The organism is Streptomyces klenkii (genome assembly GCF_003626645.1).
Classification (GTDB): Bacteria; Actinomycetota; Actinomycetes; order Streptomycetales; family Streptomycetaceae; genus Streptomyces; species Streptomyces klenkii.
In genome coordinates this window covers 19,977-44,916 of the sequence record NZ_RBAM01000005.1, presented here as the reverse complement: position 1 = coordinate 44,916, position 24,940 = coordinate 19,977, and the positions used below count along the sequence as shown (strand labels likewise).

Sequence of the window (24,940 nt, the reverse complement as noted above, 5' to 3'; positions counted from 1 at the left end):
CCGGCGCGGGAACCGTTCTTCGGGCGCGGGAATCAGTTCTCGACGGGGAGCCCGAATTCACGGGCGACACCGATGCGCAGCAGGTCGTTGGGGCCTGCATACGTCAGCGCCGCCATCGGGCTGTGCAGATCGGCGGGGAGTTCGGAATCGGCGATGAAGGCCCGTACGCCGGACAGCGCGGTGGCGTGTTCCGTCAGCCGGACGTAGTCCTCGGAGACCGAGATCTTGGTCAGGGCGGCCTCCGCCGACAGCCGCCGCGGGGGCGTGCCCGCGTCCAGCCGCGCCGCCATGCCGTACAGCAGCGTGCGGGAGCGGTGCAGGACGAGCGCCATGTCGCTGATGCGGGAGGCCACTTGGTGGCTGGCCCCCATGCGGCGGCCGAAGTGGCCGCGCTCGGTCGCCCAGTCCGTCAGGCGCCGCAGGGTGCGGCGCATGGGGCCGAGGGCGTAACCCAGCAGCAGGGCCCGCTCCCACGTGGTGGTGGAGGTCAGGAGCGCGAGCCCCGAGCCCTCCCCGCCGACGAGGCCGCCCGCGGGCAGCCGCACGCCGTCGAAGACCAGCTCGCCCATCGGGACGCCGGGCAGCGCGGTCTTGGCGAAGGCGTCGGCACGGGTGACGCCCGGCGTGGCGACGGGGAACAGGAACGCGGACAGGGAGAACGGCGAACGCCCCTCGCCGGTGCGGGCGAAGACGAGCGCGAGATCGGCCACCGGGGCCGCCGTGATGAACGTCTTGGCGCCGTCCAGCACGTAGCCGTCGCCGTCGCGCCGGGCCACGGTGTCCATCGACAGCGGGTCGCTGCCGCCCTTGCGCTCGGTGAGCGCGTGGCACAGCAGCTCCCCGCCGTCCTGGATGCGGGCCACGGCCCGCCATGCCTCGGCGGGGAGCGCCGCGCGCAGCGGGTACTCCATGCCGAACACCTGGGAGGCCATCGCGTAGACGACGCCGGGGTCGACGCCGGCCAGGCCGATGCCCTCGATCATGGCGAGCGAGCGGGTGACGGGCCCGGGGGCGGCGTCCGCGGCCGCCCCCGGCTCCGGCCCGGTCTCCGTCTCCGGCGGGTCGAGACGGAGCACGCCGAGCCCGGCGAGGGCCGCCCACTGGTCGCGGAAGCCCTTCCCGGCGAGCTGCTCCACCAGGGGCAGGGCCCGGTCGCGGTACGCGTCGACCACGGCCTCGGCCCCGGCGGGCCCGGAACGCAGCAAACGGTCTACTGCACTCACAGCGCAGCCCCCGCCCGGATGTTCTCCAGTACGCCCCACAGCGCCTGCGGGCTGCGGAAGTTGGCCGCCACGATCTCCGTGTCCGGCAGCACGATGCCGGCCTCGGAGTCGAGCGCGGCGACGATCTGCATGATGGCCAGGGAGTCCAGGAGACCCTGTTCGAGCAGCGGGGTGTCCGGGCTCAGCTGCTGCGGCTCCTCGCCGCGCCCCCAGGTGATCTTGCTGCTGATCAGAGTGCAGAGGTCCTCTACGGTGTTCACTACGGTTTCCTCCGTTGGTGTGCTGCGTGCCGGCGGCCGGCGGTCGGCCGGGTGGCTGGTGGTCAGTCGGTGCGGGCGGCGAGCGCGCGGCGGTCGACCTTGCCGCGGGCGTTGACGGGCAGGGCGGTCGTGGGCACGACGCGATCGGGCAGCATGCGCAGCGGCAGGAGCCCGCGCAGCCCGGCGAGGATCTCCTCGGCGGCCGCCGCACCGCCGTCGCTCTGCACGTACGCCCAGAACTCGCCGTAGTGCGGGCCGTCCTTGGCGACGACCGCGGCGGCCGCGACCTGCGGCAGCGACAGCACGGCGCTCTCGACGTCGAGCAGGTCGATGCGGTGGCCGCGCCGCTTGACCTGCGAGTCGCCGCGGCCGCGCAGGAAGACGCGCCCGTCGGCGGTGATGCGGCCGATGTCGCCGGTGGCGTAGGCGCGGCGGGCGACGCCGTCGCGGAAGCGCACCGTGCGGGTCGGGTCGGTCAGGGCCCCGTCCTGGAGGTAGCCCTGGAAGACCGTGGCGCCGGCGACGTGGATCTCGCCCGTGCCGTCGGTGGGCAGGCCGTCCTCGCCGAGGACGTCGACGACGTCGCCCTCGACGGCCCTGCCGATGGTCGTCTCCTGGTCCGCGGTCCAGCCGGCGGGCACCCGGCTGTACGTGCAGACGTTGGTCTCGGTCGGCCCGTAGAGGTTGTAGAGGGGCACGTCGCCGAGGAGGTGCAGGTAGCGCTCCAGGGGGCGCGGGGCGAAGGGCTCGCCGGCGAAGGCCGCCACCCGCAGCGAGGGCGGGAAGTGCTCGGCGATGCCGCCCCGTTCGAGCATGCCCTGGTAGAGGGAGGGCACGGCGTAGAAGGCGGTGATGCGCTGCTCGTGCAGCCAGCCGACGACGTCGCGCGGGAAGGAGCGCAGGACGTCCGGCATGAGGACGGCGCAGGCGCCCGCCGCGGCCGTGCTGAACAGGTCGAAGGTCGTGAGGTCGAAGGTGAGGGCGGCCTGCGAGCCCACCCGGTCCGCCTCGGTCAGGGCGAGCTCGGCGGCGGCCCACAGCGCGAAGTGGGCGACGTTGGCGTGGGAGAGGAGCACTCCCTTGGGGCGGCCGGTGGAGCCGGAGGTGAAGAGGATGTAGCCGCCGCGGTCGGTGGGCGCGGGCAGCGGGGCGGGCTTCCCGGCCGCCGGGAGCGTGCGCACCCAGTTCAGGCCGTGGTCCAGGACGCCCTCGGCGGGCTCGGGGCCCGCGCCCGCCTCCTCGGCGGCGCGCCGGCAGCCGGCGAGGGAGCGGTCGGAGGCGAGCAGCAGGGACAGCCCGGCGCCGCGCACCATGTGGGCCGTGCGGACGGGCGGGTCGGCGACGTCGAGCGGGGCCGTGACCGCTCCGGCGCGCAGCGCGGCGTAGATGCCGAGGACGGCCTCGGGCCCCTTGGGGGCGAGGACGCCCACGCGGTCGCCGGGCTCCAGGCCGGCCGCGGCGAGCTGCCGGGCCAGCTCGTCGACGGCGCGGTCGAGTTCGGCGTAGGTCCAGGTGCGGCCCTGGGCGGTGAGGGCGGGCCGGCCGGGGTGACGGCGGGCGGCCGCGGCGAGCAGGCCGTCGAGGCGGACGTCGTCGGTGTCACTCATGGGCGGGCCTCCTGGCGCGAGGGCTGTGCGGAGTCTGCGGAGGGCTGCTGTACGGGGTGTGCGGAGCCGCCGGTGCGGCTCGTGAGGAACGTCACGACGGCGTCGACGACGTCGTCGGTCCGTTCGAGGTGCGGGGTGTGGCCGCAGCCGGCGAGCTCCAGGCGCTGCACGGGCCCGCCGAGGCCGCGCTCGGCCGCGTCGAGGTGGGCCGTGGTGCCGTACGGGTCGCTGTCGCCCTGGACGAGGAGCACGGGGGCGGTGGCGCCGGCCAGATCGCCCTCGATGTCCCAGCCGCGGAACGCCTCGGAGAGCCACAGGCCGCTCCAGCGGCGGAACACGGTGTGCGGGTCCTGGTGGTAGAAGGCCAGCTCCTTGGCGAGCGGCCCGGATGCGTGGGCGCGGCGGGCGTCGGCGACGCCGCGGAGCGTCTGCTCCTCGGCGAAGAGGTGCGGGGCGATGGCGACGACGGCTTCGACGGGGCGGGCGGCGGCGTGCAGCAGGGCGATCGAGGCCCCTTCGCTGTGGCCGACGAGCACGGGGCGCTCGATGCCGAGCCGGCCGAGCAGCTCGGGGAGGACGTCGTGGGCCTCCTCGTGCAGGGAGCGCGGCGTGCGCTCCTGCGGCGCCGGGCCCGAACTGCCGTGGCCGTGCCGGGAGAAGACCAGGGTGCGGCGGCCGGTGGCCGCCGCCAGGCGGGCCGGGAAGCGCCGCCACATGGCGATGCAGCCGAGGCCTTCGTGGAGGAGGACGAGCGGGGCGGCTTCGGGACTGCCTTCGAGGACCGTGTATTCGACAGGCCCTCGGGATAGCGCGACGGTGGGCATGCGGAGTCCTTGGTGTGAGGGCCGGTTGACGGGAAAACTCTTGACGGAGTGCGTCGGCCGACGCCGGGAACCGATAATTGCCGACGCCAATGTCGGCGTCAACTGCCTTTTTATTTGACATAGTTGACTCAACCATCCGATCGCCCGTGGTAAAATGCGGGAATTCTTGGAATGTGTAATTCCCCCAGCCGCCGGTGGCGGTTTACCTCTATCCCGCCCGGGCGTCTTCCGGGTGGTTCCGCGGGGGTCTCCGGCGGCGTCCGGGCGTCCTCCGTAGCGCACCGAACGCCTGATCGACAGCTGATCGGCGGCCGATCCCGTACGCCGAACGGCCGCCCCCCGGCTGCGGCCCGCCGCAGAGACTGCTGCGAGCACCCGTGCGGCCGCCTCCCACCTGCGGTAGGACTGATGCATGGTGAAGATCCTGATCTCCGCGGACATGGAGGGCGTCACCGGCGTCACCTGCCCGGCCGACGTGCTGCCCGGCGCCTCGCAGTGGGAGAGATGCCGCCATCTGTTCACTTCCGACGTGAACGCGGCGATCGCCGGGTTCTTCGACGGGGGCGCCGACGAGGTCCTCGTCAATGAGGCGCACTGGGGCATGCGCAATCTGCTGCTGGAGAAGCTGGACGAACGGGCGCAGATGCTCACCGGCAAGCACAAGAGCCTGAGCATGGTCGAAGGGGTGCAGCACGGCGATGTCGACGGCGTCGCCTTCGTGGGCTATCACACGGGCGCCGGCACCCCGGGCGTGCTGGCCCACACCTACCTGGCCAACAGCATCACCGGCGTGTGGGTGGGCGGCGCGCGGGCGAGCGAGGGGTTGCTCAACTCCCTGGTCGTCGCCGAATACGGTGTTCCGGTGGTGCTGGTGACGGGCGACGACCTGACCTGCGCGGACGCCAAGGGTTATGCGCCGCGCGCCCGTTCGGTGGCCGTCAAGGACTGCGTGTCGCGCTACGCGGCCGTCTGCCGCCCGCCCGCGCGCACCGCCGCGGACATCAGCGCCGCGGCCAAGGAGGCGACGGCGCTGGCCGTGCGGTACGAGCCCGCGGCGGGCACCGGCCCGTTCACCGTCGACATCGAGTTCGACGCGGACCACCTGGCCGGCGCGGCGACGGTGGTCCCGGGCGTCGTGCTGAGCGGCGAGCGGCGGGTCTCGTACACCACGGCGACCATGTACGACGGCATCCGCTGCTTCAAGGCGGTCACGACCGTCGTGTCGGCCGCGGTGGAGGAGCAGTATGGCTGAGAGCACGACGGAAGGGGCCGGGACCGGGGTGGACGAGCGCGCGCTCGACGAAGTGGTGCGCTTCACCTCGGACCTGATCCGGCTCGACACGACCAACCGGGGCGGCGGCGACTGCCGTGAGCGGCCCGCCGCCGAGTACGTCGCCGAGGCGCTGAGCGAGGCGGGCGTCGAGCCGGTGGTGCTGGAGAAGGAGCGCGGCCGGACGAACGTCGTCGCCCGCATCTGCGGCACCGATCCGGGCGCGCCCGCGCTGCTGGTCCACGGCCACCTCGACGTCGTCCCCGCCGACCCCGGGGAGTGGAGCGTCCACCCCTTCTCGGGCGAGGTCCGCGACGGCGTGGTGTGGGGCCGCGGCGCGGTCGACATGAAGAACACCGACGCGATGGTCCTGTCGGTCGTCCGGGCCTGGGCGCGTGCGGGCGTCCGGCCCCCGCGGGACGTCGTGCTCGCCTTCACCGCCGACGAGGAGGACCGCGCCTGGACGGGCGCCGGCTTCCTCGCCGAGAAGTACCCGCAGCTGTTCGAGGGCTGCCGGTACGCCATCGGCGAGTCGGGCGCGTACACCTTCCACGCGGACGGCGGGCTGCGGCTGTATCCGGTGGCGGCGGGGGAGCGGGGCACGGCCTGGCTCCGGCTCACCGCGCGCGGCCGGGCGGGCCACGGCTCCAAGCCCAATGAGGCGAACGCCGTCACCCGGCTGGCCGAGGCCCTCGCCCGGATCGGCCGGCACCGCTGGCCGGTGCGGATGTCGCCGGTCGTACGCGCCGCCCTGGTCGAGATCGCCGCCCTGTACGGCATCGAGGCCGACCCCGAGGCCCCGGACTTCGACGTCGACGCGCTGCTCGCCGAGCTCGGGCCGGCGTCGCGGCTCATCGGCTCGACGGTCCGCAACAGCTCCAACCCGACGATGCTGGACGCCGGCTACAAGGTCAACGTGATCCCCGGGACGGCCGTGGGGCACGTGGACGGGCGCGTCGTGCCGGGCGGCGAGGACGAGTTCCGCGCGGCCATGGACGAGCTCACGGGGCCGCACGTGGAATGGGAGTACTACCAGCGCGGGAAGCCGCTGCAAGCCCCGCTCGGCACCGAGCTGTTCGCCCGGATGCGGGAAGCGGTCGAGCGCTTCGACCCCGGGGGGCACGTGGTGCCGTTCTGCATGTCCGGCGGCACCGACGCCAACCAGTTCTCGCGCCTGGGCATCGACTGCTACGGCTTCGCGCCCCTGAAGCTGCCCGAGGACATTGACTACCAGGCGCTGTTCCACGGCGTCGACGAACGGGTCCCCGTAGAGGCGCTGCACTTCGGGGTCCGGGTGCTCGACCACTTTTTGCTGAGCACGGCCTGATGAACCCGGCTCGATGAGCACGGCTTGCTGAGCACGGCCTGATGAGCCCGGTCCGCCGGGCCGTCACGCATCTGATGAACCCTTACGAGGAGGCTGAGCAGATCATGGTGTCCACGGTGCCCTACGGAGCCTGGCAGTCCCCGGTCGGCGCGGAGCTCGCCGCGTCGCACGGCGGCGGCCCGGACTTCGTGGGCATGGCCGGTGACGAGCTGTGGTGGGTGAGCCCGCGCCCGGCGGAGGAGGGCCGCTTCGCGCTGGTGCGGCGGCGGGCCGGCGGCCCGGAGGAGACGGTGCTGCCCGCTCCGTGGAACGTGCGCAACCGCGTCATGGAGTACGGCGGCCTGCCCTGGGCGGCCGCGGCGCGGGAGACGGGCGGCCCGCTGGTGGTCTTCACCCACTTCGGAGACCAGCGGCTCTACGCGTTCGAGCCCGACGCCCCGGCGGGGAGCGCGCGGCGCGACCCGCGGCCGCTGACGCCGGTCTCGTCCGTGGGCGGGGGACTGCGCTGGGCCGATCCCGTGCTGCTGCCGGACCGGGGCGAGGTGTGGTGCGTCCTGGAGGAGTTCACGGGCGGGGGCCCGTGCGACGTGCGCCGGCTGCTCGTGGCCGTGCCGCTGGACGGCTCCGCGGCGCGGGACCGCGGGGCGGTCCGGGAGCTGACGGACGGCCGGAGCCGCTTCGTGACCGGGCCGCGGCTCTCGCCGGACGGGCGGCAGGCGGCCTGGATCGCCTGGGACCACCCCCGGATGCCGTGGGAGGGCACGGAGCTGAAGGCCGCCCACGTCTCCGAAGGCGGGCGGCTGTCCGGCGTCCGGAGTGTCCTGGGCGGGCCGGAGGAGTCCGTCGCCCAGGCGGAGTGGGCCGCCGACGGCTCGCTGCTCGCGGCGAGCGACCGCTCCGGCTGGTGGAACCTGTACCGCGTCGACCCGGTGACGGGGGAGAGCACGGCGCTGTGCCGCCGCGAGGAGGAGTTCGCCGGCCCGCTGTGGCGCGTGGGACAGCGCTGGTTCGCGCCCCTGCCCGGCGGGCTGATCGCCACCGTCCACGGCCGGGGCGCCGCGGTCCTCGGCATCCTGGACCCGGCGAGCGGCGAGATCGCCGACGTCGCCGGGCCGTGGACCGAGTGGGCGCCGACCCTGGCGGTGTCCGGCACCCGCGCGGTGGGCGTCGCGGCGAGCCCGCGCAGCACGTACGAGGTCGTCGAGCTCGACGTCTGCACGGGCCGCGCCCGGCCCGTCGGCGCCCGGCACGCCGACCGCGTGGACCCCGCCCACTACCCCGAGCCGCTGGTGCGCACCTTCGCGGGGCCCGGCGGGCGCGAGGTGCACGCCAACCTCTACCCGCCGCGCAACCCCGGCCACGTGGCCCCGGAGGGCGAGCTGCCGCCGTACGTGGTGATGGCGCACGGCGGCCCGACCGCCCGGTCGCCGCTCGTGCTGGACCTGGTGACGGTCTTCTTCACCTCGCGCGGCATCGGCGTCGCCGAGGTGAACTACGGCGGCTCGACGGGCTACGGGCGCGCCTACCGCGAGCGGCTGCGCGGGCAGTGGGGCGTGGTGGACGTCGAGGACTGCGCGGCGGTGGCCGCGGCGCTGGCCGCCGAGGGCATCGCCGACCCGGCCCGGATCGCGGTCCGCGGCGGCAGCGCGGGCGGCTGGACGGCCGTGGCCTCGCTCGCCGCCACGTCCCTCTACGCCTGCGGCACGGTCCTCTACCCGGTGCTGGACCTGGAGACCTGGGCGGCGGAGGACGGCACGCACGACTTCGAGTCGCGCTACCTGGACTGGCTGATCGGGCCGCGGGACGAGGTGCCCGGGCTGTACGCCGAGCGCTCGCCGCTGCGCCGGGCGGACCGGATCGCCACCCCGTTCCTGCTGCTTCAGGGGCTGTCCGACCCCGTCTGCCCGGCCGCGCAGAGCGAGCGGCTGCTGGCGGCGATGGCCGGCCGCGGTGTGCCGCACACCTACCTCGCCTTCGAGGGCGAGGGCCACGGCTTCCGGCGGGTCGGGACGATCGTGCGGGCGCTGGAGGCGGAGCTCTCCCTGTACGCGCAGACCTTCGGGGTGACCGCGCCGGGCGTACCGGCCCTGGAGCTCGTGACGACCTGACGAAGGACCTCGTGACGGCGTGACGAAGGAGTTCGCGACGACCTGACATAAAGCCAGTTCCCGTCTTGCCGGGGGCGGTCGCCGGTCAGCCGGGGGCCGCCCCCCTATAGGCAAGAGCGTGAGGTTAGCCTAACCTAAGCCTTGCTGTGCGCCCCCCGCGTGCGGAGTGGCGGGGGCGCCCCCGCCGTGGGCGGTGATCCCGGCCGGGCGGGACGTGTAAGGTAAGGCTTACCTTAGTTTGGAACCGGAATCGGGGGAACAGCCGTGCAGCAGTCAGAACTCTCCGGCCGCGTCGCGCTGGTCACCGGCGCCGGCCAGGGCATAGGCGAGGCCGTGACCCGCGCCCTCGTCGCCAGGGGAGCACGCGTCGCGGCCCTCGACTGGACCCCGGACGGCATCAAGGACCTGGAGGCCGAGTTCGGCCGCGACAAGGTCACCGCCCACACCGCCGACGTCGCCGACAGCACCGCCGTCGAGGCCGTCGTCGACGAGGTCGAGAACACCGTCGGCCCGCTCGGCATCCTCGTCAACGTCGCCGGCGTGCTGCGCACCTCGCCCGTCGTCGACATCACCGACGACGTCTGGCACCGCACCTTCGCCGTGAACTCCACCGGCGTCTTCAACGCCTCGCGCGCCGTCGCCCGCCGGATGACCGAGCGCCGCTCCGGCTGCATCGTCACCGTCGGCTCCAACGCCGCGGGCGTGCCGCGCACCAGCATGGCCGCGTACGCCGCCTCCAAGGCCGCCGCCACCATGTTCACCAAGTGCCTCGGCCTGGAGCTGGGCCGCAGCGGCATCCGCTGCAACGTCGTCTCGCCCGGCTCCACCGACACCGCCATGCAGCGCGGGCTGTGGGCCGACGACCAGGCGCCCCAGCGCGTCATCGACGGCGACCCCGGCTCGTACCGCGTCGGCATCCCCCTCGGCCGGATCGCCGAACCCGCCGACATCGCCGACGCGGTCGCCTTCCTCGTCTCCGACCGCGCGCGGCACATCACGATGCACGACCTGTACGTCGACGGGGGCGCGACGCTGCGCGCCTGACGGCGCGTCGCACCCTCCCGGGGCCCCGCCCCGGACCCCGGACCCCGGACCCCGGTCCTCATGCCTCCTCCGGCTGACGCCGGGAGTTGCCCCACGCGCGGCCCCCACGAGGCCGGCCGCCGCCCGAACACTTCACGCAGGACCCACCCGGTGCGACCCACCGGAGGAACGGAGCAGCAAAGGTGACCACCGCTCACCACGTCGCGGACCGCCCGGGCGGCAGCGAGCCCGGCGCCCCCGCCGGGGGTGACACCGTCGGCGCCGCCACCTCGCTGCTCGACGCCTACGAGCCGGGCCGGGCCCGGTTCTTCGCCTCCCCGACGCGCACCCTGCTCGCCCACGGCGTACGGGCCGAGGTGCCGCACGGCACCGCCCCCGTGGCGCAGCGCGTCGCCGAGACCCTCGCCGCCCGCGTACGGGCCGGCGACGCGGCCCCGGTCGTCGTCGGCGCGATCCCCTTCGACCAGGCCGCGCCCGCCGCGCTCGCCGTGCCGGAGGCCGTCCGCTGGGCGCCGCCGCTCGCCGAGGACCCGCTGGTCGCCCTGCCGGCCGCCGCCCCCGGCGCCGCCCGCTGGGACGTCCGGCCCGTGCCGGAGCCCGCCGGCTACGGCGCCGCCGTCGCCGAGGCCGTGCGCCGCATGCGGCGCGGCGACTTCGCCAAGGTCGTCCTGGCCCGCACCCTGGAGCTCGCCTCCGACCGCGACCTCGACCTGCCCGCGCTGCTCCAGCGCCTCGCCCGCCGCGACCCCTCCGGCTACACCTTCGCCCTGCCCACCGGCCCCGGCCGCACGCTGCTCGGCGCGAGCCCCGAACTGCTGGTCTCCCGGCGCGGCGGCACCCTCGTCGCCAACCCGCTGGCCGGCTCCACGCCGCGCAGCGCCGACCTCGCCGAGGACGTCCGCCGCGCCGCGGCCCTCCTGGAGTCGGAGAAGGACCTGCACGAGCACGCCGTCGTCGTCGACGCCGTCCGCGAGGCCCTCGCCCCGTACTGCCGCACCCTGCACGTGCCCGAGCGGCCCACGCTGGTGCGCACGGCCGCCATGTGGCACCTGTCGACCACCGTGACCGGCGAGCCGGCCGACCCGGCGGTGTCCGCGCTGGAGCTGGCCTCCGCGCTGCACCCCACGCCCGCCGTCTGCGGCACCCCGACCGCCACCGCGCGCGACGTCATCGGCGAGCTGGAGCCCTTCGACCGCGGCTTCTTCACCGGCATGGTCGGCTGGGGCGACGCGCACGGCGACGGCGAATGGGTCGTCACCATCCGCTGCGCGGAGGCCGAGGAGCGCACCCTGCGGCTGTACGCGGGCGCGGGGGTCGTCGCGCAGTCCTCGCCGGAGGCCGAGACGGCCGAGACCGGCGCCAAGTTCCAGACGTTCCTGCAGGCTGTGGGGGTTGACCAGTGACCGAGACGACCGACGCTCCGGGCTATCCGGCCGAGTTCGCCGAGCGCTACCGCGCGGCGGGCTACTGGCGGGGAGAAACGTTCGGGCAGATGCTGCGCGACCGCGCGCAGGCGCACCCGGACCGGATCGCGATCGTCGACCCCTCCGGCGAGGGCCGCCGCTGGACGTACGGCGAGCTCGACCTGCGCGCCGACCGGCTGGCCGCCGGCCTCCTCTCCCACGGCATCGGCAAGGGCGACCGCGTCGTCGTCCAGCTCCCGAACATCGCCGAGTTCTTCGAGGTCGTCTTCGCGCTCTTCCGCATCGGCGCCCTCCCCGTCTTCGCGCTGCCCGCCCACCGCGAGACCGAGATCCGCCACTTCTGCGCCTTCACCGAGGCCGCCGCGTACGTCGTCGCCGACGTCAGCGAGGGCTACGACTACCGCGAGCTCGCCTCGAAGGTGCGCGCCGAGGTGCCCACCCTCAAGCACGTCTTCGTCGCGGGCGACCCCGGCGAGCACACCGCCCTGTCCGCCGTGCCCACCGAGCCGGTGGCCGTGCCCGACGCGCCCGCCCCGCACGAGCTGGCCTTCCTCCAGCTCTCCGGCGGCTCCACGGGCGTGCCCAAGCTCATCCCGCGCACCCACGACGACTACATCTACTCGCTGTGGGGCTCCAACGAGATCTGCGGCGTCGACGAGAACAGCGTCTACCTCTGCGCCCTGCCCGCCGCCCACAACTTCCCGCTGAGCTCCCCGGGCACGCTCGGCGCGCTCTACGCCGGTGCCCGCGTCGTCCTCGCCCCGCGCCCCAGCCCCGACGTCGCCTTCCCGCTCATCGAGGCCGAGGGCGTCACGATCACCGGCCTCGTCCCGCCGCTGGCCCTCGTGTGGACCGAGGCCGCGGCGGAGACCCCGTACGACCTGAGCAGCCTTCAGGTCCTGCTGGTGGGCGGCGCGAAGTTCAGCGAGGAGGCGGCGCGCCGGGTGCGCCCGGCCCTCGGCTGCACCCTCCAGCAGGTCTTCGGCATGGCGGAGGGCCTGGTGAACTACACCCGGCTGGACGACCCCGAGGAGACCATCGTCACCACCCAGGGCCGGCCGATCTCGCCCGACGACGAGGTCCGCGTCGTGGACGACGAGGACAACGACCTGCCCGCCGGGGCCACCGGCCACCTGCTGACCCGCGGCCCGTACACCATCCGCGGCTACTGGCGGGCCCCCGAGCACAACGCCACGGCCTTCACCGCCGACGGCTTCTACCGCACCGGCGACGTCGTCCGGCGCACGGAGAGCGGCCACCTCGTGGTCGAGGGCCGGGCCAAGGACCAGATCAACCGGGGCGGCGAGAAGGTCGCCGCCGAGGAGATCGAGAACCACATCCTCGCCCACCCGGCCGTGCACGACGCCGCCGTCGTCTCCATGCCCGACGCCTACCTCGGCGAGCGCACCTGCGCCTACGTCGTCCTGCGCGAGGGCGCCGGACCCGTCAAGTCGATCGCCATCAAGAAGTTCGTCCGCGAGCGCGGCCTCGCCGCCTTCAAGGTCCCCGACCGGGTGGAGTTCGTGACGGAATTCCCGCAGACGGGCATCGGCAAGGTGTCGAAGAAAGACCTCCGCGCGGCCATCGCCGCACAGGTCGCCGCCGCAGCAGCAGAGCGCTGAAAACGCTGAGAACCGAGAAAGGGTCACCGACCACCATGGCACTGCCTGCCATCGCCCCCTATCCCATGCCGCGGGCGGCCGACCTGCCCGCGAACAAGGTCGCCTGGACCGCCGACCCGGCCCGCGCCGTGCTGCTCGTGCACGACCTCCAGAACTACTTCCTCGACGCGTTCGAGGCCGGGTCCTCGCCGGTCACCGAACTGCTCGCCAACGTCGCCGCCGTGAAGAAGGACTGCGACCGGCTCGGCGTCCCCGTCGTCTACTCCGCCCAGCCCGGCGGCCAGAGCCCCGCCGAGCGCGGCCTCCAGCAGGACTTCTGGGGCCCCGGCCTGCCGGACGACGAGCGCGCCAAGGCCATCGCCGACGCCGTCGCCCCCACCGAGGGCGACACCGTCCTGACGAAGTGGAAGTACTCCGCGTTCGTCCGGACCGACCTCGCCGAGCGGATGGCCGCCCAGGGCCGCGACCAGCTGATCATCGTCGGCGTGTACGCGCACATCGGCGTCATGATGAGCGCCTGCGACGCCTGGATGCGCGACATCCAGCCCTTCCTCGTCGCCGACGCCGTCGCCGACTTCTCGGCCGAGGACCACGCCACGGCACTGCGCTGGGCCGCCGCCAAGTGCGCCGTGGTGACCACCACCGACCGGCTCTTCGAAGGGGCGTAACTCCCATGGCACTCACCCTCGAACAGATCCGGGCCGACGTCGCCGACGTGCTCGGAGAGGACCCCGCCGACATCCCCGACGACGAGAACCTCGTCGACTACGGCCTCGACTCCGTCCGCATCATGACCCTCGTCGAGCGCTGGCGCCGCGACCACGGCACCGACGTCACCTTCGTGGCCCTCGCCGAGCAGCCGGCCATAGAGCAGTGGGCACCGCTGCTGGGGGCGGGAACGTGAACGCCCGCACCCTCGACCGGGCAGGGGCGCGCCCCCTGCCCGGCCCCTCCGGCGCGGGACGGTCCCCCGCGCCGGAGGGGCTGCCCCTGACGGCCGCCCAGTCGGGCATGTGGTTCGCCCAGGCCCTCGACCCGGGCAGCCCCGCCCTCGGCACCGCCGAATACCTGGAGATCCACGGGGACATCGACCCCGTGCGCTTCGCCGAGGCCCTGCACCGCACCGTCGGCGAGGCCGACGCCCTGCGCGTCCGCATCACCGACACCCCCGACGGCCCCCGCCAGTTCCCCATCGCCGTCGAGGCCCCCGGCCACGGCTTCCCCCTGCACACCGCCGACCTGCGCGCCGAGCGCGACCCGCACGCCGCCGCCCTCGCCTGGATGCGCGCCGACCTCGCCGAGCCCTTCGACCTCGCCCGCGGCCCCCTCTTCGCGCACGCCCTCCTGCGCACCGGCGACGCCCGCTGGCTGTGGTACCAGCGCGTCCACCACGCCGTCCTCGACGGCTACGGCTACTCCCTCGTCGCCCGCCGCGTCGCCGAGCTCTACACCGCCCTGGCCACCGGCGAGGACCCGGCCCCCAGCCCCTTCGGCCGGCTCGCCGACCTCGTCGCCGAGGACGCCGCCTACCGCGACTCCGCCACCCGCACCCGCGACCGCGCCCACTGGCTCACCGCCTTCGCCGACCGCCCCGAGGCGCCCGCCCTCGCCTCCTCGCCGGGCCCCGCCCTGCCCTCCCGCGGCCACCTGCGCGCCACCGCCCACCTCGACCCCGGGGCCACCGCACGGCTACGCCGCCTGGCCGCGTCCGTCCGGGCCACCTGGACCGACGTCCTCCTCGCCGCCCAGGCCCTCTACGTCGCCCGCGCCACCCGCAGCCAGGACGTCGTCCTCGGCCTGCCCATGATGGGCCGCATGGGCTCCGTCGCCCTGCGCGTCCCCGGCATGGTCATGAACGTGCTGCCGCTGCGCCTGGCCGTCACCCCCGGCACGACCTTCGCCGAACTCGTCCACCAGACCGTCCTCGGCATCCGGTCCGCCCGCCGCCACCAGCGCTACCGCTTCGAGGACATCCGCCGCGACCTCGGCCTCCTCGGCGAGGGCCGGGCCCTGACCGGCCCGCTCGTCAACGTCATGCCCTTCGACTACGGGCTCACGTTCGCGGGCGCCCGTTCCGACGCGCACAACCTCGCCCCCGGGCCCGTCGACGACCTCACCGTCGGCATCTACGACCGCGCCGACGGCAGCGGCCTGCGCATCGACTACGACGCCAACCCCGCGCGCTACGGCCAGGACGAGCTCGCCGCCCACCAGGCCCGCTTCCTCGACCTGCTCACCCGCCTCGCCGAGCGCGACCCGCACCTGCCGACCGGCGGCCTCGCCCTGGCCACCGCCGCCGAGCGCGAACAGGTCCTCGCCGAGTTCAACGACACCGCCGCCGAGGTCCCGCCCACCACCCTCATCGGCCCCGTCGAGGCCCGCGCCGCCCGCACCCCGCACGCCACCGCCCTGGTGTGCGGCGCCGAGACCCTCACCTACGCCGGGCTCAACGCCCGCGCCAACCGGCTCGCCCGCCACCTCGCCGGCCTCGGCGTGCGCCCCGGCACGATCACCGCCGTCGCCCTGCCGCGCTCCACCGACCTCGTCGTGGCCCTCCTCGCCGTCCTCAAGGCGGGCGGCGCCTACCTGCCGCTCGACACCGCCGACCCGGCCGCGCGCCTGCGCGACGTGCTGGAGAGCGCCGCCCCGGTGTGCGTCGTCACCGACCGCGCCGGCACCGCCGCCCTGCCCGCGGGCGCGCCGCCCGCCGTCGCGCTCGACGACCCCGCGCTCCGCGAGACGCTCGCCGCACACCTGCCCACCGACCCCGGCCGGGCCCTGACGCCCCAGCACCCCGCGTACGTCCTGCACACCTCCGGCTCCACCGGACCCCCCAAGGGCGTCGTCGTGCCGCACTCGGCGATCGACAACCGGCTGCGCTGGATGCAGGCGCAGTACCCGCTCGCCCCCGGCGACCGCGTCCTGCACAAGACCCCCGCCGGCTTCGACGTCTCCGTGTGGGAGCTGTTCTGGCCCCTGCGCGAAGGCGCCACCCTCGTCGTGGCCGGACCCGAGGCCCACCGCGACCCCGCCGAGCTCGCCCGCACCATCCGCGAACACGGCGTCACCGCCGCCCACTTCGTGCCCTCGGTGCTCCAGCTCTTCCTCGCCGCCCCCGGCGCGGCGGGCTGCACCGGGCTGCGGCACGTCTTCAGCAGCGGCGAAGTCCTGCCCCGCGCCACGGCCGACGCCTTCCACCGGCTGCTCCCCGGCGCCCTGCTGCACAACCTCTACGGGCCCACCGAAGCGGCCGTCGACGTCACCCACCACACCTGCCGGCCGGGCGACACCGGGCCCGTCCCCATCGGACGGCCCGCCCGCAACACCCGCCTCTACATCCTCGACGAGGCCCTGCACCCCTGCCCGCCCGGCGTCCCCGGCGAGCTCTACCTCGCCGGCGCCCAGCTCGCCGACGGCTACCTGGGCCGGCCGGACCTCACGGCCGAGCGGTTCCCGGACGACCCCTTCGCGGGGCCCGGCGCGCGCATGTACCGCACGGGCGACCTCGCCCGCTGGCGGGCGGACGGCGAGGCCGAGTACCTCGGCCGCACCGACCGCCAGGTCAAGCTGCACGGGCGCCGCATCGAGCTCGACGGCATCGAGGCCGTCCTGCTGGCCGACCCCCGCGTCCAGGCCGCCTGCGCCGTCGTCCGCGAGGACCGGCCCGGCGACCGGCGCCTGGTCGCCTACGTGACTCCGGCCTCGGCGGATGCCGCCGCCGAGGCCGGCCCCGGTGTCCTGCGCGAGGCGCTGGCCGCGCGCCTGCCCGCGAGCACGGTGCCGGACGCCGTCGTGGTCCTGGACACCTTCCCCACGGGCCCCAACGGCAAGCTCGACCGCGCGGCACTGCCCGCCCCCGCCGCCGGGGCGGACACCGGCGGCCGCGCACCCGCGGGGCTCCGCGAGGAGACCCTGACGCGGCTGTTCGCCGAGGTCCTCGGGCTGCCGCACGTCGGCGTCGACGACAGCTTCTTCGCCCTGGGCGGCACGTCGCTGCTCGCGGCGCGGCTCGTGGCCCGGATCCGGGACGTCCTGGGCGAGGACGTCTGCGGTGACGCTGTGTCCGGTGACGCTGTGTCCAGTGAAGGCGCGGCCGGTGAAGTGGCGTCCGGTGAAGACGGGCCCCTCGCCCTGGGCACCCTCTTCCGCGCGCCCACCCCGGCCGCCCTCGCCCGCCGTCTGGGCGGCGGGGACGGCACCGCCCCGGGCGCCCTGGATCCCGTCCTGCCGCTGCGCGCGACCGGCAGCCGTACGCCCCTGTTCGCCCTGCCCCCGGCCGCCGGCCTCGGCTGGTGCTACACCGGGCTGCTCGCCGGCCTCGGCCCCGACCAGCCCCTCCACGCGCTCCGGGCCCGCGGGTTCGCGCCCGGCGAGGCGCTGCCCGCAACGCTGGAGGAGATGGCCGCGGACCACGCGGACCGCATCCGGGACGTCCAGCCGTACGGCCCCTACCGGCTGCTGGGCTGGTCGGCGGGCGGCGTCCTCGCGCACGCCGTCGCCGTACGGCTTCAGGAGGCCGGCGAGAAGGTCGAGCTCCTCGCGCTGCTCGACGCCCACCCCGCGGGCGCCGCGTTCGAGGAACAGGCCGTCCTCGGCGCCCTGCTGGACATGGCCGGCCGCGCCCGTGACGGCGACGGCCCCCTCACCCGGGACGGCGTGCTCGCCGCCCTCCGCGCGGACAGCGGCCCGTTCGCCGCGCTGACCGGCGGGACGCTGCGATCCGTGGTCGGCGTCGCGCTCTCCACGACGGCCCTGGCCGGGCGCCACCCGCACCGCGTCTTCGACGGCGACGTCCTCTTCTTCACCGCGACGGGCTCCGCGGACCCGGCCGGCCCCGCGCCGAGTCAGGCGTGGCGGCCGTACGTCACGGGTAGGGTGATCAACCACGATGTCGGCTGCGCGCACGCACACATGACGCGGCCGGGACCGATCGCGGAGGTCGCCGGGGCGGTGACCCGCCACCTGGGAGAGGGCTGAGCGCATGGGCGTGAGCGGCGGGCCGGGCATACGGCCCCGGGTCCTCGGCGAGGACCCGCTGCCGGGGGAGTGGACACCGGGCGGGCCGCCGCGCGTTTGGCTGCTGCACCTCGCCGGCCTGCGGCCGGGCGGCTTCACGAACGAGGGCCCGGAGGCCGGTGGCCTGCGGGGTGACGGCCTCGGGGCCGGCGTCCCGGCAAACGGTGCGCTGCTGGACGACGGTCCGCGACCAGGTGCCGTGCCGGGCGAGGAAGTCCCGGACGGCGACCTGAGGCCCGGTGCCGCCGGCCTGCCGGACGACGGGCCGCAGGCGGCCCGCAGCCCGCTCGACGCCGCACTGCGGGACCACGCGCGCATCCTCGACCCCGCGGAGCGGGACCGCGCCGCCGCGTTCGTGCGGGACCTGCACCGCAACCGCTACATCGCCTCCCACGTCGGGCTGCGGCTCCTCCTCGGCGCGTACCTGGCCACCGACCCGGCCGCGGTCGTGCTCGTGCGCGAGCCGTGCCCCGGCTGCGGCGGGCCGCACGGCCGCCCCGCCGCCGCCGGCGCGCCCCTGCACTTCAACCTCTCGCACGCGGGCGACCTCGCGCTCTTCGCCTTCGCGGACACCCCGGTCGGTGCCGACGTCGAGCAGCTCCAGCCGGCCGAGGTGGTCGACGAGGTGGCGCGCGTGCTCCACCCCGACGAGACCGCGGAGCTGGCCGCGCTGCCCGCGGTGGGGCGCCCGGAGGCGTTCGCGCGCTGCTGGACGCGCAAGGAGGCCTACCTCAAGGGCACGGGCACGGGCCTGTCGGAGAACCCGTCCGTGACGTACGTCGGCGCGGGCCCCGCCCCGGCCTCCCCCGCGGGGTGGACGCTGACCGACGTCGCGGCCCCGCCGGGGTACGCGGCGGCCGTAGCGGTCGCGAACGCGCGCGGGCCGCTCCTGCCGTAAGGGCGCGAGGGCGCGCTCCGGGAGCGCGCGGAGGCGACCGGCCGAATATACGGTGCCCAGCCCGGCGGCATTCCCTCGAATTGCCTATAACCTGACTGGTCCGCGGAGGGTCGTGACACCTCGGGGGGCCATCATGCCGACCTCTGCTTCGATCATTCTGTTCGTCTTCGGGGGCCTCATGGTCCTCATCTCTCTACTGGGCAGCGGATTCTCGGTCCGGGAAATCTCCTTTCCCCGGATCAGCCCGGTGGTCCGGTCCACCGCGGCGCTGCTCGGCGCCGCTCTCGTAGTCACCAGCATTGTCCTGCTGGCAAATAAGGATTCCGGAAAGGCGGAAGCCGGCCCTCTGCCCGATACCTTGCCGACGCAATCCGTACCGCCGTCATCACCGGCGCCGGCCTCGTCACAGCCGCCCGCCCCGCCGTCCTCGGCCGCCCCGCCGCCGCAGCCGCCGACGCCCGCGCCGGGGACGCCCCGGTCCTCGGGGGCGACCGCGTCCCTGCTCGCCCACGTGCCGGAGACCATCCGCCCGAGCTGCTCCGAAGGCGACGCGTCCAAGTTCCCGGCGTCGGTCGTCGCCGTGGTCGCCTGCACCCCGGCCACCGGATTTCCCGTGATCTACGCCCAGTTCGTGGACGACATCAGCACCCAGGGCGGATTCCAGCGGCTCGTGAGCGGCGTCTCCTTCACGCAGAACTCGTGCGGGCCGTCCACTCCGCTCAGCGGCCGGCAGAAGTACAGCAACAGCGGAAAGCAAGTCGGCGAACTCGCCTGTCACCAGGACCCGGACGACGGCGACGCCTATCTCACGTGGTCCAGCGAGGACGTGAAGATCATCGCGCAGGCCCACGCCCCGCTCGCCTCGTACGGGCAACTGCTCTCCTGGTGGAAGACCGCGGGACCGCTGCACGGAACGGCCACGTGAGGAAGCGAGAAAACGGAATGCTGACACCTCTGCGGAATTCCCGGGAGCCGTGATGCCCGCCGCCGCCGACTTCGTCCTGGAAATCAGCGGCGGGACCGGCGGGCAGTACGCGGTGACCGTCTCCTCGCCCGCGGGCGAGGGGGCCGCCTCGGTCGCCCTGGAGCCCGGCGCCATCGGCGCCCGCCTCGCCGACCTCCAACGGGCCGTCCTCGCCTCCTCGGTGACGCCGCGCGCGGCGGCCCTCGGCCTGGAGCGGCCCGTACGGGACGTGGGGGAGCGGCTCTTCCGCACCGTCTTCGACGGGCGCCTGCGCGGCCTGTATCTCGCCAGCCGCCAGCGCGCCGCCGAGCGCGACCAGCCGCTCCGCGTGGTCCTGCGCATCCGCGCGCCCGAACTCGCCGCCCTGCCCTGGGAACTGCTCCACGACGAGGACCTCGGCGGCTACCTGTGCCTGCGCCAGCCCCTCGTCCGCTACGTCGACCTGCCCGAGCCGCTGGCCCCGCTGCGCTCCGAACCGCCCCTCAAAGTCCTCGGCATGACCTCGCTGCCCCGCTCCCGCGCGCCCCTGGGCGCCGAGAGCGAGCGCGCCGCCCTCGCGGTCGCGCTGCGGCCGCTGACCGAGCGCGGGCTCGTCGAGCTCGACTGGGTCGAGGGCCAGACCGCGGACGACCTCTCCCGCCGGCTCCTGCGCGGCTGCCACGTCCTGCACTTCATCGGGCACGGCGCCTACGACCCCCAGCGCCACGAAGGCATGATCACGCTGGCCGACGCGGACGGGCGCGAGCACCACCTGCACGCCTCCGCCCTCGCCTCGCTCCTCAGCGTGGCCCGGCCCCGGCCGCAACTCGTCATCCTCAACAGCTGCCAGAGCGGCATGGGCAACGCCGAAGACCTCTTCTCCAGCACCGCCGCCGTCCTCGTGCGCTCCGTGCCGGCGATCGTCGCCATGCAGTTCGCCGTCACCGACAAGGCGGCCACGCGCTTCGCCGCCTCCTTCTACCAGGCGCTGGCCGGAGGACGCACCGTCGACGAGGCCGTACGGGTCGGAAGGATCGCCCTCGTCGTCGACAAGGACGACAGCCTGGAGTGGGCGACCCCCGTCCTCTACCTGCGCGGCGGGGACGCCCGCCTCTTCGACATGCCGGAACCGCCGGAAGAGCCGGCAGGGGGCCCGCCGCGAGGGCCTGCCGCCGTACCACCGCGGCCGGTGCGGCCCCCGGACACCGGCACACCTGCCGGCTCGGACCCGGGCGGTCCGCCCGGCCCCGGCATCACCTCACGCGTCCTCAACGCCCGCCAGTGGGTGCAAGCCCTCGCCTTCCACCCCGACGGCAGACGGCTGGCCACCGGATCCCGCAGCCGCGTCAGGGTCTGGGACGCCCTGACCGGCAACCGGATCTGGGAACAGACCGCGGGCGGCTGGCTCTCCTCCGTCTTCGCCGCCGCCTTCAGCCCCGGCGGCCGCCGCCTCGTCACCGGAGGCGCCGACAACACCGTCCGCATCTGGGCGGCCTCCGACGGCGAGGAACTGCTTCGCCTGCGCCACGACCACGTGGTCTTCGGCGTGGCCTTCAGCCCCGACGGCTTCCGCGTGGCCTCCGCCTCCGCCGACCGCACCGTCCGGCTGTGGGACTCCACCGGCGGCGACCCCATGCTGCGCATCAAGCACGACCAGGTCGTCACCGACGTCGCCTTCAGCCCGGAGGGCGCCCGGCTCGCCTCGGCCTCGGCCGACCGCTCGGTGCACGTGTGGTCGCTCGGCGGCGACGCCCTGCTGCGCCTGCGCCACGACCACCCGGTCAAGGCCGTCGACTTCAGCCCCGACGGCGGCCGGCTGGCGACCGCGGGCGACGACGGCTGCGTACGGGTGTGGGACGCGGGCAGCGGCCACCAGCGCCTGCTGGTCCGGCACGGCGCCGCCGTCAAGGACATCGCCTTCAGCCCCGACGGCCACTGGCTCGCCACGGCCTCCGCCGACCGCACGGCGGGCCTGTGGTCCACGGCGGACGGCACCCGCGCGCTACGGGTGCAACACCACGACACGGTCCTGTGCGTGGCCTTCGGCCCGGACGGCACGTGGCTGGCCAGCGGCAGCGAGGACAAGACGGTGAAGCTGACCCCGGTCCCGGGGGGCCGGGACTGATCGCGGCACAGCGTCGGCCGACGCGTCGTGCGCGCAGCCGGGTTCCTCGCCGGTGCGGCGGAAAAGAAGGCCCGCCGCAATGGCAAGAGACCCCCGTGGTGAGGGTCCGGCGGCATGCGCGGCGGCAGCAAACCGCGCGTTCGCCGTGATCTGTCGGACAAGCCCTGGCCGTCGGCCGAGGCCGCCCCCGACGGCACCCCCGGCGCCCTGCCCGCCCAGGCCCTGGACCACGGCACCGGCTACCTCCTCGCGGCCGCCGTCCTGCGCGCCGTCACCGAGCAGCGCACCACCGGCGGCACGCGCCTCGCCCGCCTCTCCCTCGCGCGGACGGCGCACTGGCTCACCTCGGACCTCGCACGCGACGAGGACGGACCCGGCGCAGCGGACGCGTACGAACCGGGCCCGTGGCTCACCGAGGCCGGCGGACCGCTCGGCCGCGTCCGCTACGCCCTGCCGCCCGTGCACGTCGAGGGCGCGCCGCGCGACTGGGCGAAGCTCCCCGCACGCTGGGGAACCGACGCGCCGGAGTGGAGTTGACGGCCCGCGGCGCCACGGGCGCAGGACCGTACGATGACCCCATGCCGGAACCGGAATGGCTCGGCCGAGGCCCGCGCGTCGCGATCCGCCCCGTGAGGCCCGGAGACGGCCCGGAGTTCACCCGCCTCGTGCGGGCCAGCGAGGCCCTGCACCACCCGTGGCTGTCCATGCCCGCCACCGAGGCGGACTTCGCCGCGTACGCCGCCACCCTCGACGGCGAGCAGCGCGCGGGCCTCCTCGTGTGCCTGCGCGAGACCGGCGCCCCGGCGGGCTTCGTCAACATCAACAACATCGTCCGCGGCCGCTTCCAGTGCGGCGCCCTCGGCTACGGAGCCTTCGCGCCGGCGGCGGGCCGCGGCCTCATGAGCGAGGGCCTCGGCCTCGTCCTGCGCCACGCTTTCGGCCCGCTCGGCCTGCACCGGCTGGAGGCGAACGTCCAGCCGGGCAACGCCGCGTCCCTGGCCCTGGTCAAGCGCAACGGCTTCCGGCTGGAGGGCTTCTCCCCGGGGTTCCTCTTCATCGACGGGGCGTGGCGCGACCACGAACGCTGGGCGATCACCGCCGACATGCTGCCGGACCACGACGGGTAGGCACTCCGGACCGCTTACCCACCGGTTACCGACCGGCCGACCAGAACGCCGCACGACCGCCAGGGCTGAGGAAGCCACCGGACCACCAGGCGTGAGAAAGGTTGCCGTGCCCACGACCATCCGACGAGCCGTCCTGACCCTGCCCGCCGCTCCGCTCGGCGCCGAGAACCCGCTGCCCTCCCTCCGCACGGCCCGCGACGTCCACCGCCTCGACGCGGCACAGCGCAAGGGCCTGCCCGCCGACATGGCCCGCCAGACGGGCTACGAGCCCCTGCGCTCCGTCCTGCCCGTGCGCCGCCGCGACCACTACACCCGCAAGCGCGCCCTCACCGACGTCGACGCGATCGTCATCGAGAACGACCGGCTGCGCGCCACCGTCCTGCCCGGCCTCGGCGGCCGCGTCCACTCCCTCGAACACAAGCCGGCGGGCCGGCACCTGCTCTACGCCAACCCCGTCCTGCAACCCGCCCACTTCGCGCTCAACGGCGCCTGGTTCTCCGGCGGCATCGAGTGGAACATCGGCGCCACCGGCCACACCCCCCTGTCCGTGGCACCGCTGCACGCCGCCCGCGTGCCCGCGCCGGGCAGCGGGGAGATGCTGCGCCTGTGGGAGTGGGAGCGGCTGCGCGACCTGCCGTTCCAGGTCGACCTGTGGCTGCCCGACGGCTCGGACTTCCTCTACGTGGGCGTGCGCATCCGCAACCCCCACCACCGGCCCGCGCCCGTCTACTGGTGGTCGAACATCGCCGTCCCCGAGGAGGCGGGCACGCGCGTCCTCGCCCCCGCCGAGGCGGCCTGGCGGTTCGGCTACGAGCGCAGCCTGCGCCGGGTCCCGGTGCCCGGATGGGAGGGCGCGGACCGCACGTACCCGCTGAACAGCACGCACGCCGCCGACTTCTTCTACGACGTGCCCGGCGGGGAGCGCCGCTGGATCGCCTCCCTCGGCGCCGACGGCCGCGGCCTCGTGCAGACCTCGACCGACGCGCTGCGCGGCCGCAAGCTCTTCGTCTGGGGATCGGGCCGCGGCGGCCGCCGCTGGCAGGAGTGGCTGACCGAGCCCGGCACCGGCGGCTACGCCGAGATCCAGGCCGGGCTCGCCCGCACCCAGTTGGAGCACGTGCCGCTGGAGCCCGGCGGCGAGTTCGCCTGGCTGGAGGCGTACGGCCCGCTGGCCGCGGACCCCGCCGCCGTGCACGGCGCCTGCTGGGCGGCCGCCCGCGGCGAGGCGGCGGCCCGGCTCGAAGCGGCCCTGCCCCGGGCCGAGGTGGACGCGGCGTACGCGGCGTGGCGCCCGTATGCCGACACCGAGCCGAAGGAGAGCCTGCACACGGGCTCCGGCTGGGGCGCGCTCGAAGCCGTGCGCGGGCACTACGACCTGCCCGGCACGCCCTTCCCGCCGGAGACGCTGGGGGAGGAGCAGGCGCCCTGGCTGCGCTTCCTGCGGACCGGCTCGCACCCGTCCCCGGACCGGGCGCTGCCGCCCCCGCCCTCGCTGGTGTCGCCCCAGTGGCGCGAGCTGCTGGAGACGACCGACGGGGCCGACCTCTGCGGCGCGTACCACCTCGGGGTAGCCCGCTGGCACACGGGCGACCGCTCGCAGGCGGTCCGCGCCTGGGAGGGGGCGGGCCGGCTGTGGTTCGTCAAGCGCTGCCTGGCCTTCGCCGACGCCGAGGACGGCCACCCCGAGCGCGCCGCGGACCGCTACCTGGAGGCGTTCGAGGACGCCTGCGCCGAGCAGCGCGAGGGCCCCGGCTGGACCGCCGCCCTGGCCGCGCTCGGCGAGGAGGCGGCGGAGGCCCTGCTCGCCGCGGACCGGGCCGCCGGCGCCGGGGCCGTGCTGGAGGCCCTGCGCCCCGGCACCCGCGAGCGCGGCCGCTTCCAGCTGCTCCGGGCCCGGGTGCTGCTCGCCGGCGGCGACGCCGCGGCCGCTCGGGAGATCTTCGACCGCGGCTTCGAGGTCGCGGACCTGCGCGAGGGCGACGAATCGCTCGGCGAGACCTGGTACGCGACCGAGGAGGCGCTGCTGGCGGGCGGGGGCCCGGTCACGCGGGAGATCCGCGCCCGGGCGCGCGCGAAGGAGCTGCCCCCGCAGTACGACTTCAGGATGCGGCCGGCCCCGTAA

18 protein-coding genes and 1 pseudogene are annotated in these 24,940 nt (G+C 75.3%); 15 read left to right on the top strand and 4 right to left on the bottom strand.

Annotated features, from left to right (window positions below; translation table 11 throughout):
• Positions 1 to 32 precede the first annotated feature (32 nt).
• The 4 genes from D7231_RS13415 to D7231_RS13400 all read right to left on the bottom strand — a co-directional run bounded on the left by D7231_RS13415 (position 33) and on the right by D7231_RS13400 (position 3,914).
• Positions 33 to 1,205, bottom strand: coding sequence for an acyl-CoA dehydrogenase family protein (locus tag D7231_RS13415; protein WP_120755651.1), 1,173 nt, complete (start codon positions 1,203 to 1,205; stop codon positions 33 to 35).
• Positions 1,206 to 1,219: 14 nt separating this feature from the next.
• The gene (locus D7231_RS13410) at positions 1,220 to 1,483 is read right to left on the bottom strand and encodes an acyl carrier protein (RefSeq protein ID WP_158673744.1); all 264 of its coding nucleotides are present in this window, start codon (positions 1,481 to 1,483) and stop codon (positions 1,220 to 1,222) included.
• 62 nt (positions 1,484 to 1,545) lie between these two features.
• The gene (locus D7231_RS13405) at positions 1,546 to 3,090 is read right to left on the bottom strand and encodes an AMP-binding protein (protein ID WP_120755650.1); all 1,545 of its coding nucleotides are present in this window, start codon (positions 3,088 to 3,090) and stop codon (positions 1,546 to 1,548) included.
• The gene (locus D7231_RS13400) at positions 3,087 to 3,914 is read right to left on the bottom strand and encodes an alpha/beta fold hydrolase (protein WP_120755649.1); all 828 of its coding nucleotides are present in this window, start codon (positions 3,912 to 3,914) and stop codon (positions 3,087 to 3,089) included. Before D7231_RS13400 ends, D7231_RS13405 begins: the two co-directional genes overlap by 4 nt.
• Positions 3,915 to 4,329: 415 nt before the next feature.
• Here D7231_RS13400 and D7231_RS13395 point away from each other — a divergent pair, with 415 nt between their 5' ends.
• The 15 genes and pseudogenes from D7231_RS13395 (at position 4,330) to D7231_RS13320 (ending at position 24,940) form a co-directional block, all read left to right on the top strand.
• Entirely contained in the window at positions 4,330 to 5,166 is an 837-nt protein-coding gene (locus D7231_RS13395; protein WP_120756011.1) for a M55 family metallopeptidase, read from the top strand.
• On the top strand, positions 5,159 to 6,511 hold the full coding sequence (locus tag D7231_RS13390) for a M20/M25/M40 family metallo-hydrolase (protein WP_120755648.1): 1,353 nt from the start codon (positions 5,159 to 5,161) through the stop codon (positions 6,509 to 6,511). Before D7231_RS13395 ends, D7231_RS13390 begins: the two co-directional genes overlap by 8 nt.
• A 104-nt stretch (positions 6,512 to 6,615) precedes the next feature.
• Positions 6,616 to 8,619 carry a prolyl oligopeptidase family serine peptidase gene (locus D7231_RS13385; RefSeq protein ID WP_120756010.1) on the top strand — a complete coding sequence of 668 codons (2,004 nt, stop codon included), beginning with the start codon at positions 6,616 to 6,618 and terminating at the stop codon, positions 8,617 to 8,619.
• A 264-nt stretch (positions 8,620 to 8,883) separates the two neighbouring features.
• On the top strand, positions 8,884 to 9,663 hold the full coding sequence (locus D7231_RS13380; RefSeq protein ID WP_120755647.1) for a 2,3-dihydro-2,3-dihydroxybenzoate dehydrogenase: 780 nt from the start codon (positions 8,884 to 8,886) through the stop codon (positions 9,661 to 9,663).
• Positions 9,664 to 9,845: 182 nt separating this feature from the next.
• A complete protein-coding gene (gene dhbC / locus D7231_RS13375) occupies positions 9,846 to 11,066 on the top strand; it encodes an isochorismate synthase DhbC (protein ID WP_120755646.1) in 1,221 nt (406 codons plus the stop codon).
• A complete protein-coding gene (locus D7231_RS13370; RefSeq protein WP_120755645.1) occupies positions 11,063 to 12,709 on the top strand; it encodes a (2,3-dihydroxybenzoyl)adenylate synthase in 1,647 nt (548 codons plus the stop codon). Before dhbC ends, D7231_RS13370 begins: the two co-directional genes overlap by 4 nt.
• A 35-nt stretch (positions 12,710 to 12,744) precedes the next feature.
• On the top strand, positions 12,745 to 13,377 hold the full coding sequence (locus D7231_RS13365; protein WP_120755644.1) for an isochorismatase family protein: 633 nt from the start codon (positions 12,745 to 12,747) through the stop codon (positions 13,375 to 13,377).
• Positions 13,378 to 13,382: 5 nt separating this feature from the next.
• Positions 13,383 to 13,613, top strand: coding sequence for a phosphopantetheine-binding protein (locus D7231_RS13360; RefSeq protein WP_120755643.1), 231 nt, complete (start codon positions 13,383 to 13,385; stop codon positions 13,611 to 13,613).
• Positions 13,610 to 17,686 (top strand): amino acid adenylation domain-containing protein, encoded by a 4,077-nt coding sequence (locus tag D7231_RS13355; RefSeq protein WP_422396705.1) that lies wholly within the window; start codon positions 13,610 to 13,612, stop codon positions 17,684 to 17,686. Before D7231_RS13360 ends, D7231_RS13355 begins: the two co-directional genes overlap by 4 nt.
• A 4-nt stretch (positions 17,687 to 17,690) precedes the next feature.
• A complete protein-coding gene (locus D7231_RS38325; RefSeq protein WP_120755642.1) occupies positions 17,691 to 18,623 on the top strand; it encodes a 4'-phosphopantetheinyl transferase family protein in 933 nt (310 codons plus the stop codon).
• A gap of 133 nt (positions 18,624 to 18,756) precedes the next feature.
• Entirely contained in the window at positions 18,757 to 19,548 is a 792-nt protein-coding gene (locus D7231_RS36475; protein WP_158673743.1) for a hypothetical protein, read from the top strand.
• Between the two features lie 52 nt (positions 19,549 to 19,600).
• On the top strand, positions 19,601 to 21,691 hold the full coding sequence (locus D7231_RS13335) for a CHAT domain-containing WD40 repeat protein (RefSeq protein ID WP_120755639.1): 2,091 nt from the start codon (positions 19,601 to 19,603) through the stop codon (positions 21,689 to 21,691).
• A 177-nt stretch (positions 21,692 to 21,868) separates the two neighbouring features.
• A pseudogene (locus D7231_RS13330) lies at positions 21,869 to 22,228 on the top strand (CoA transferase); the annotation flags it as partial.
• 41 nt (positions 22,229 to 22,269) lie between these two features.
• Positions 22,270 to 22,818, top strand: coding sequence for a GNAT family N-acetyltransferase (locus tag D7231_RS13325; RefSeq protein WP_120755637.1), 549 nt, complete (start codon positions 22,270 to 22,272; stop codon positions 22,816 to 22,818).
• Between the two features lie 106 nt (positions 22,819 to 22,924).
• Positions 22,925 to 24,940 (top strand): DUF5107 domain-containing protein, encoded by a 2,016-nt coding sequence (locus tag D7231_RS13320; protein ID WP_120755636.1) that lies wholly within the window; start codon positions 22,925 to 22,927, stop codon positions 24,938 to 24,940.

Excerpts from the sequence above, each read along its gene's own strand:
- D7231_RS13405 (WP_120755650.1), bottom strand. The coding sequence starts at position 3,090 with ATGAGTGACACCGACGACGTCCGCCTCGACGGCCTGCTCGCCGCGGCC.
- D7231_RS13400 (WP_120755649.1), bottom strand. The coding sequence starts at position 3,914 with ATGCCCACCGTCGCGCTATCCCGAGGGCCTGTCGAATACACGGTCCTC.
- D7231_RS13390 (WP_120755648.1), top strand. The coding sequence starts at position 5,159 with ATGGCTGAGAGCACGACGGAAGGGGCCGGGACCGGGGTGGACGAGCGC.
- D7231_RS13385 (WP_120756010.1), top strand. The coding sequence starts at position 6,616 with ATGGTGTCCACGGTGCCCTACGGAGCCTGGCAGTCCCCGGTCGGCGCG.
- D7231_RS13365 (WP_120755644.1), top strand. The coding sequence starts at position 12,745 with ATGGCACTGCCTGCCATCGCCCCCTATCCCATGCCGCGGGCGGCCGAC.
- D7231_RS13360 (WP_120755643.1), top strand. The coding sequence starts at position 13,383 with ATGGCACTCACCCTCGAACAGATCCGGGCCGACGTCGCCGACGTGCTC.
- D7231_RS38325 (WP_120755642.1), top strand. The coding sequence starts at position 17,691 with ATGGGCGTGAGCGGCGGGCCGGGCATACGGCCCCGGGTCCTCGGCGAG.
- D7231_RS36475 (WP_158673743.1), top strand. The coding sequence starts at position 18,757 with ATGCCGACCTCTGCTTCGATCATTCTGTTCGTCTTCGGGGGCCTCATG.
- D7231_RS13335 (WP_120755639.1), top strand. The coding sequence starts at position 19,601 with ATGCCCGCCGCCGCCGACTTCGTCCTGGAAATCAGCGGCGGGACCGGC.
- D7231_RS13325 (WP_120755637.1), top strand. The coding sequence starts at position 22,270 with ATGCCGGAACCGGAATGGCTCGGCCGAGGCCCGCGCGTCGCGATCCGC.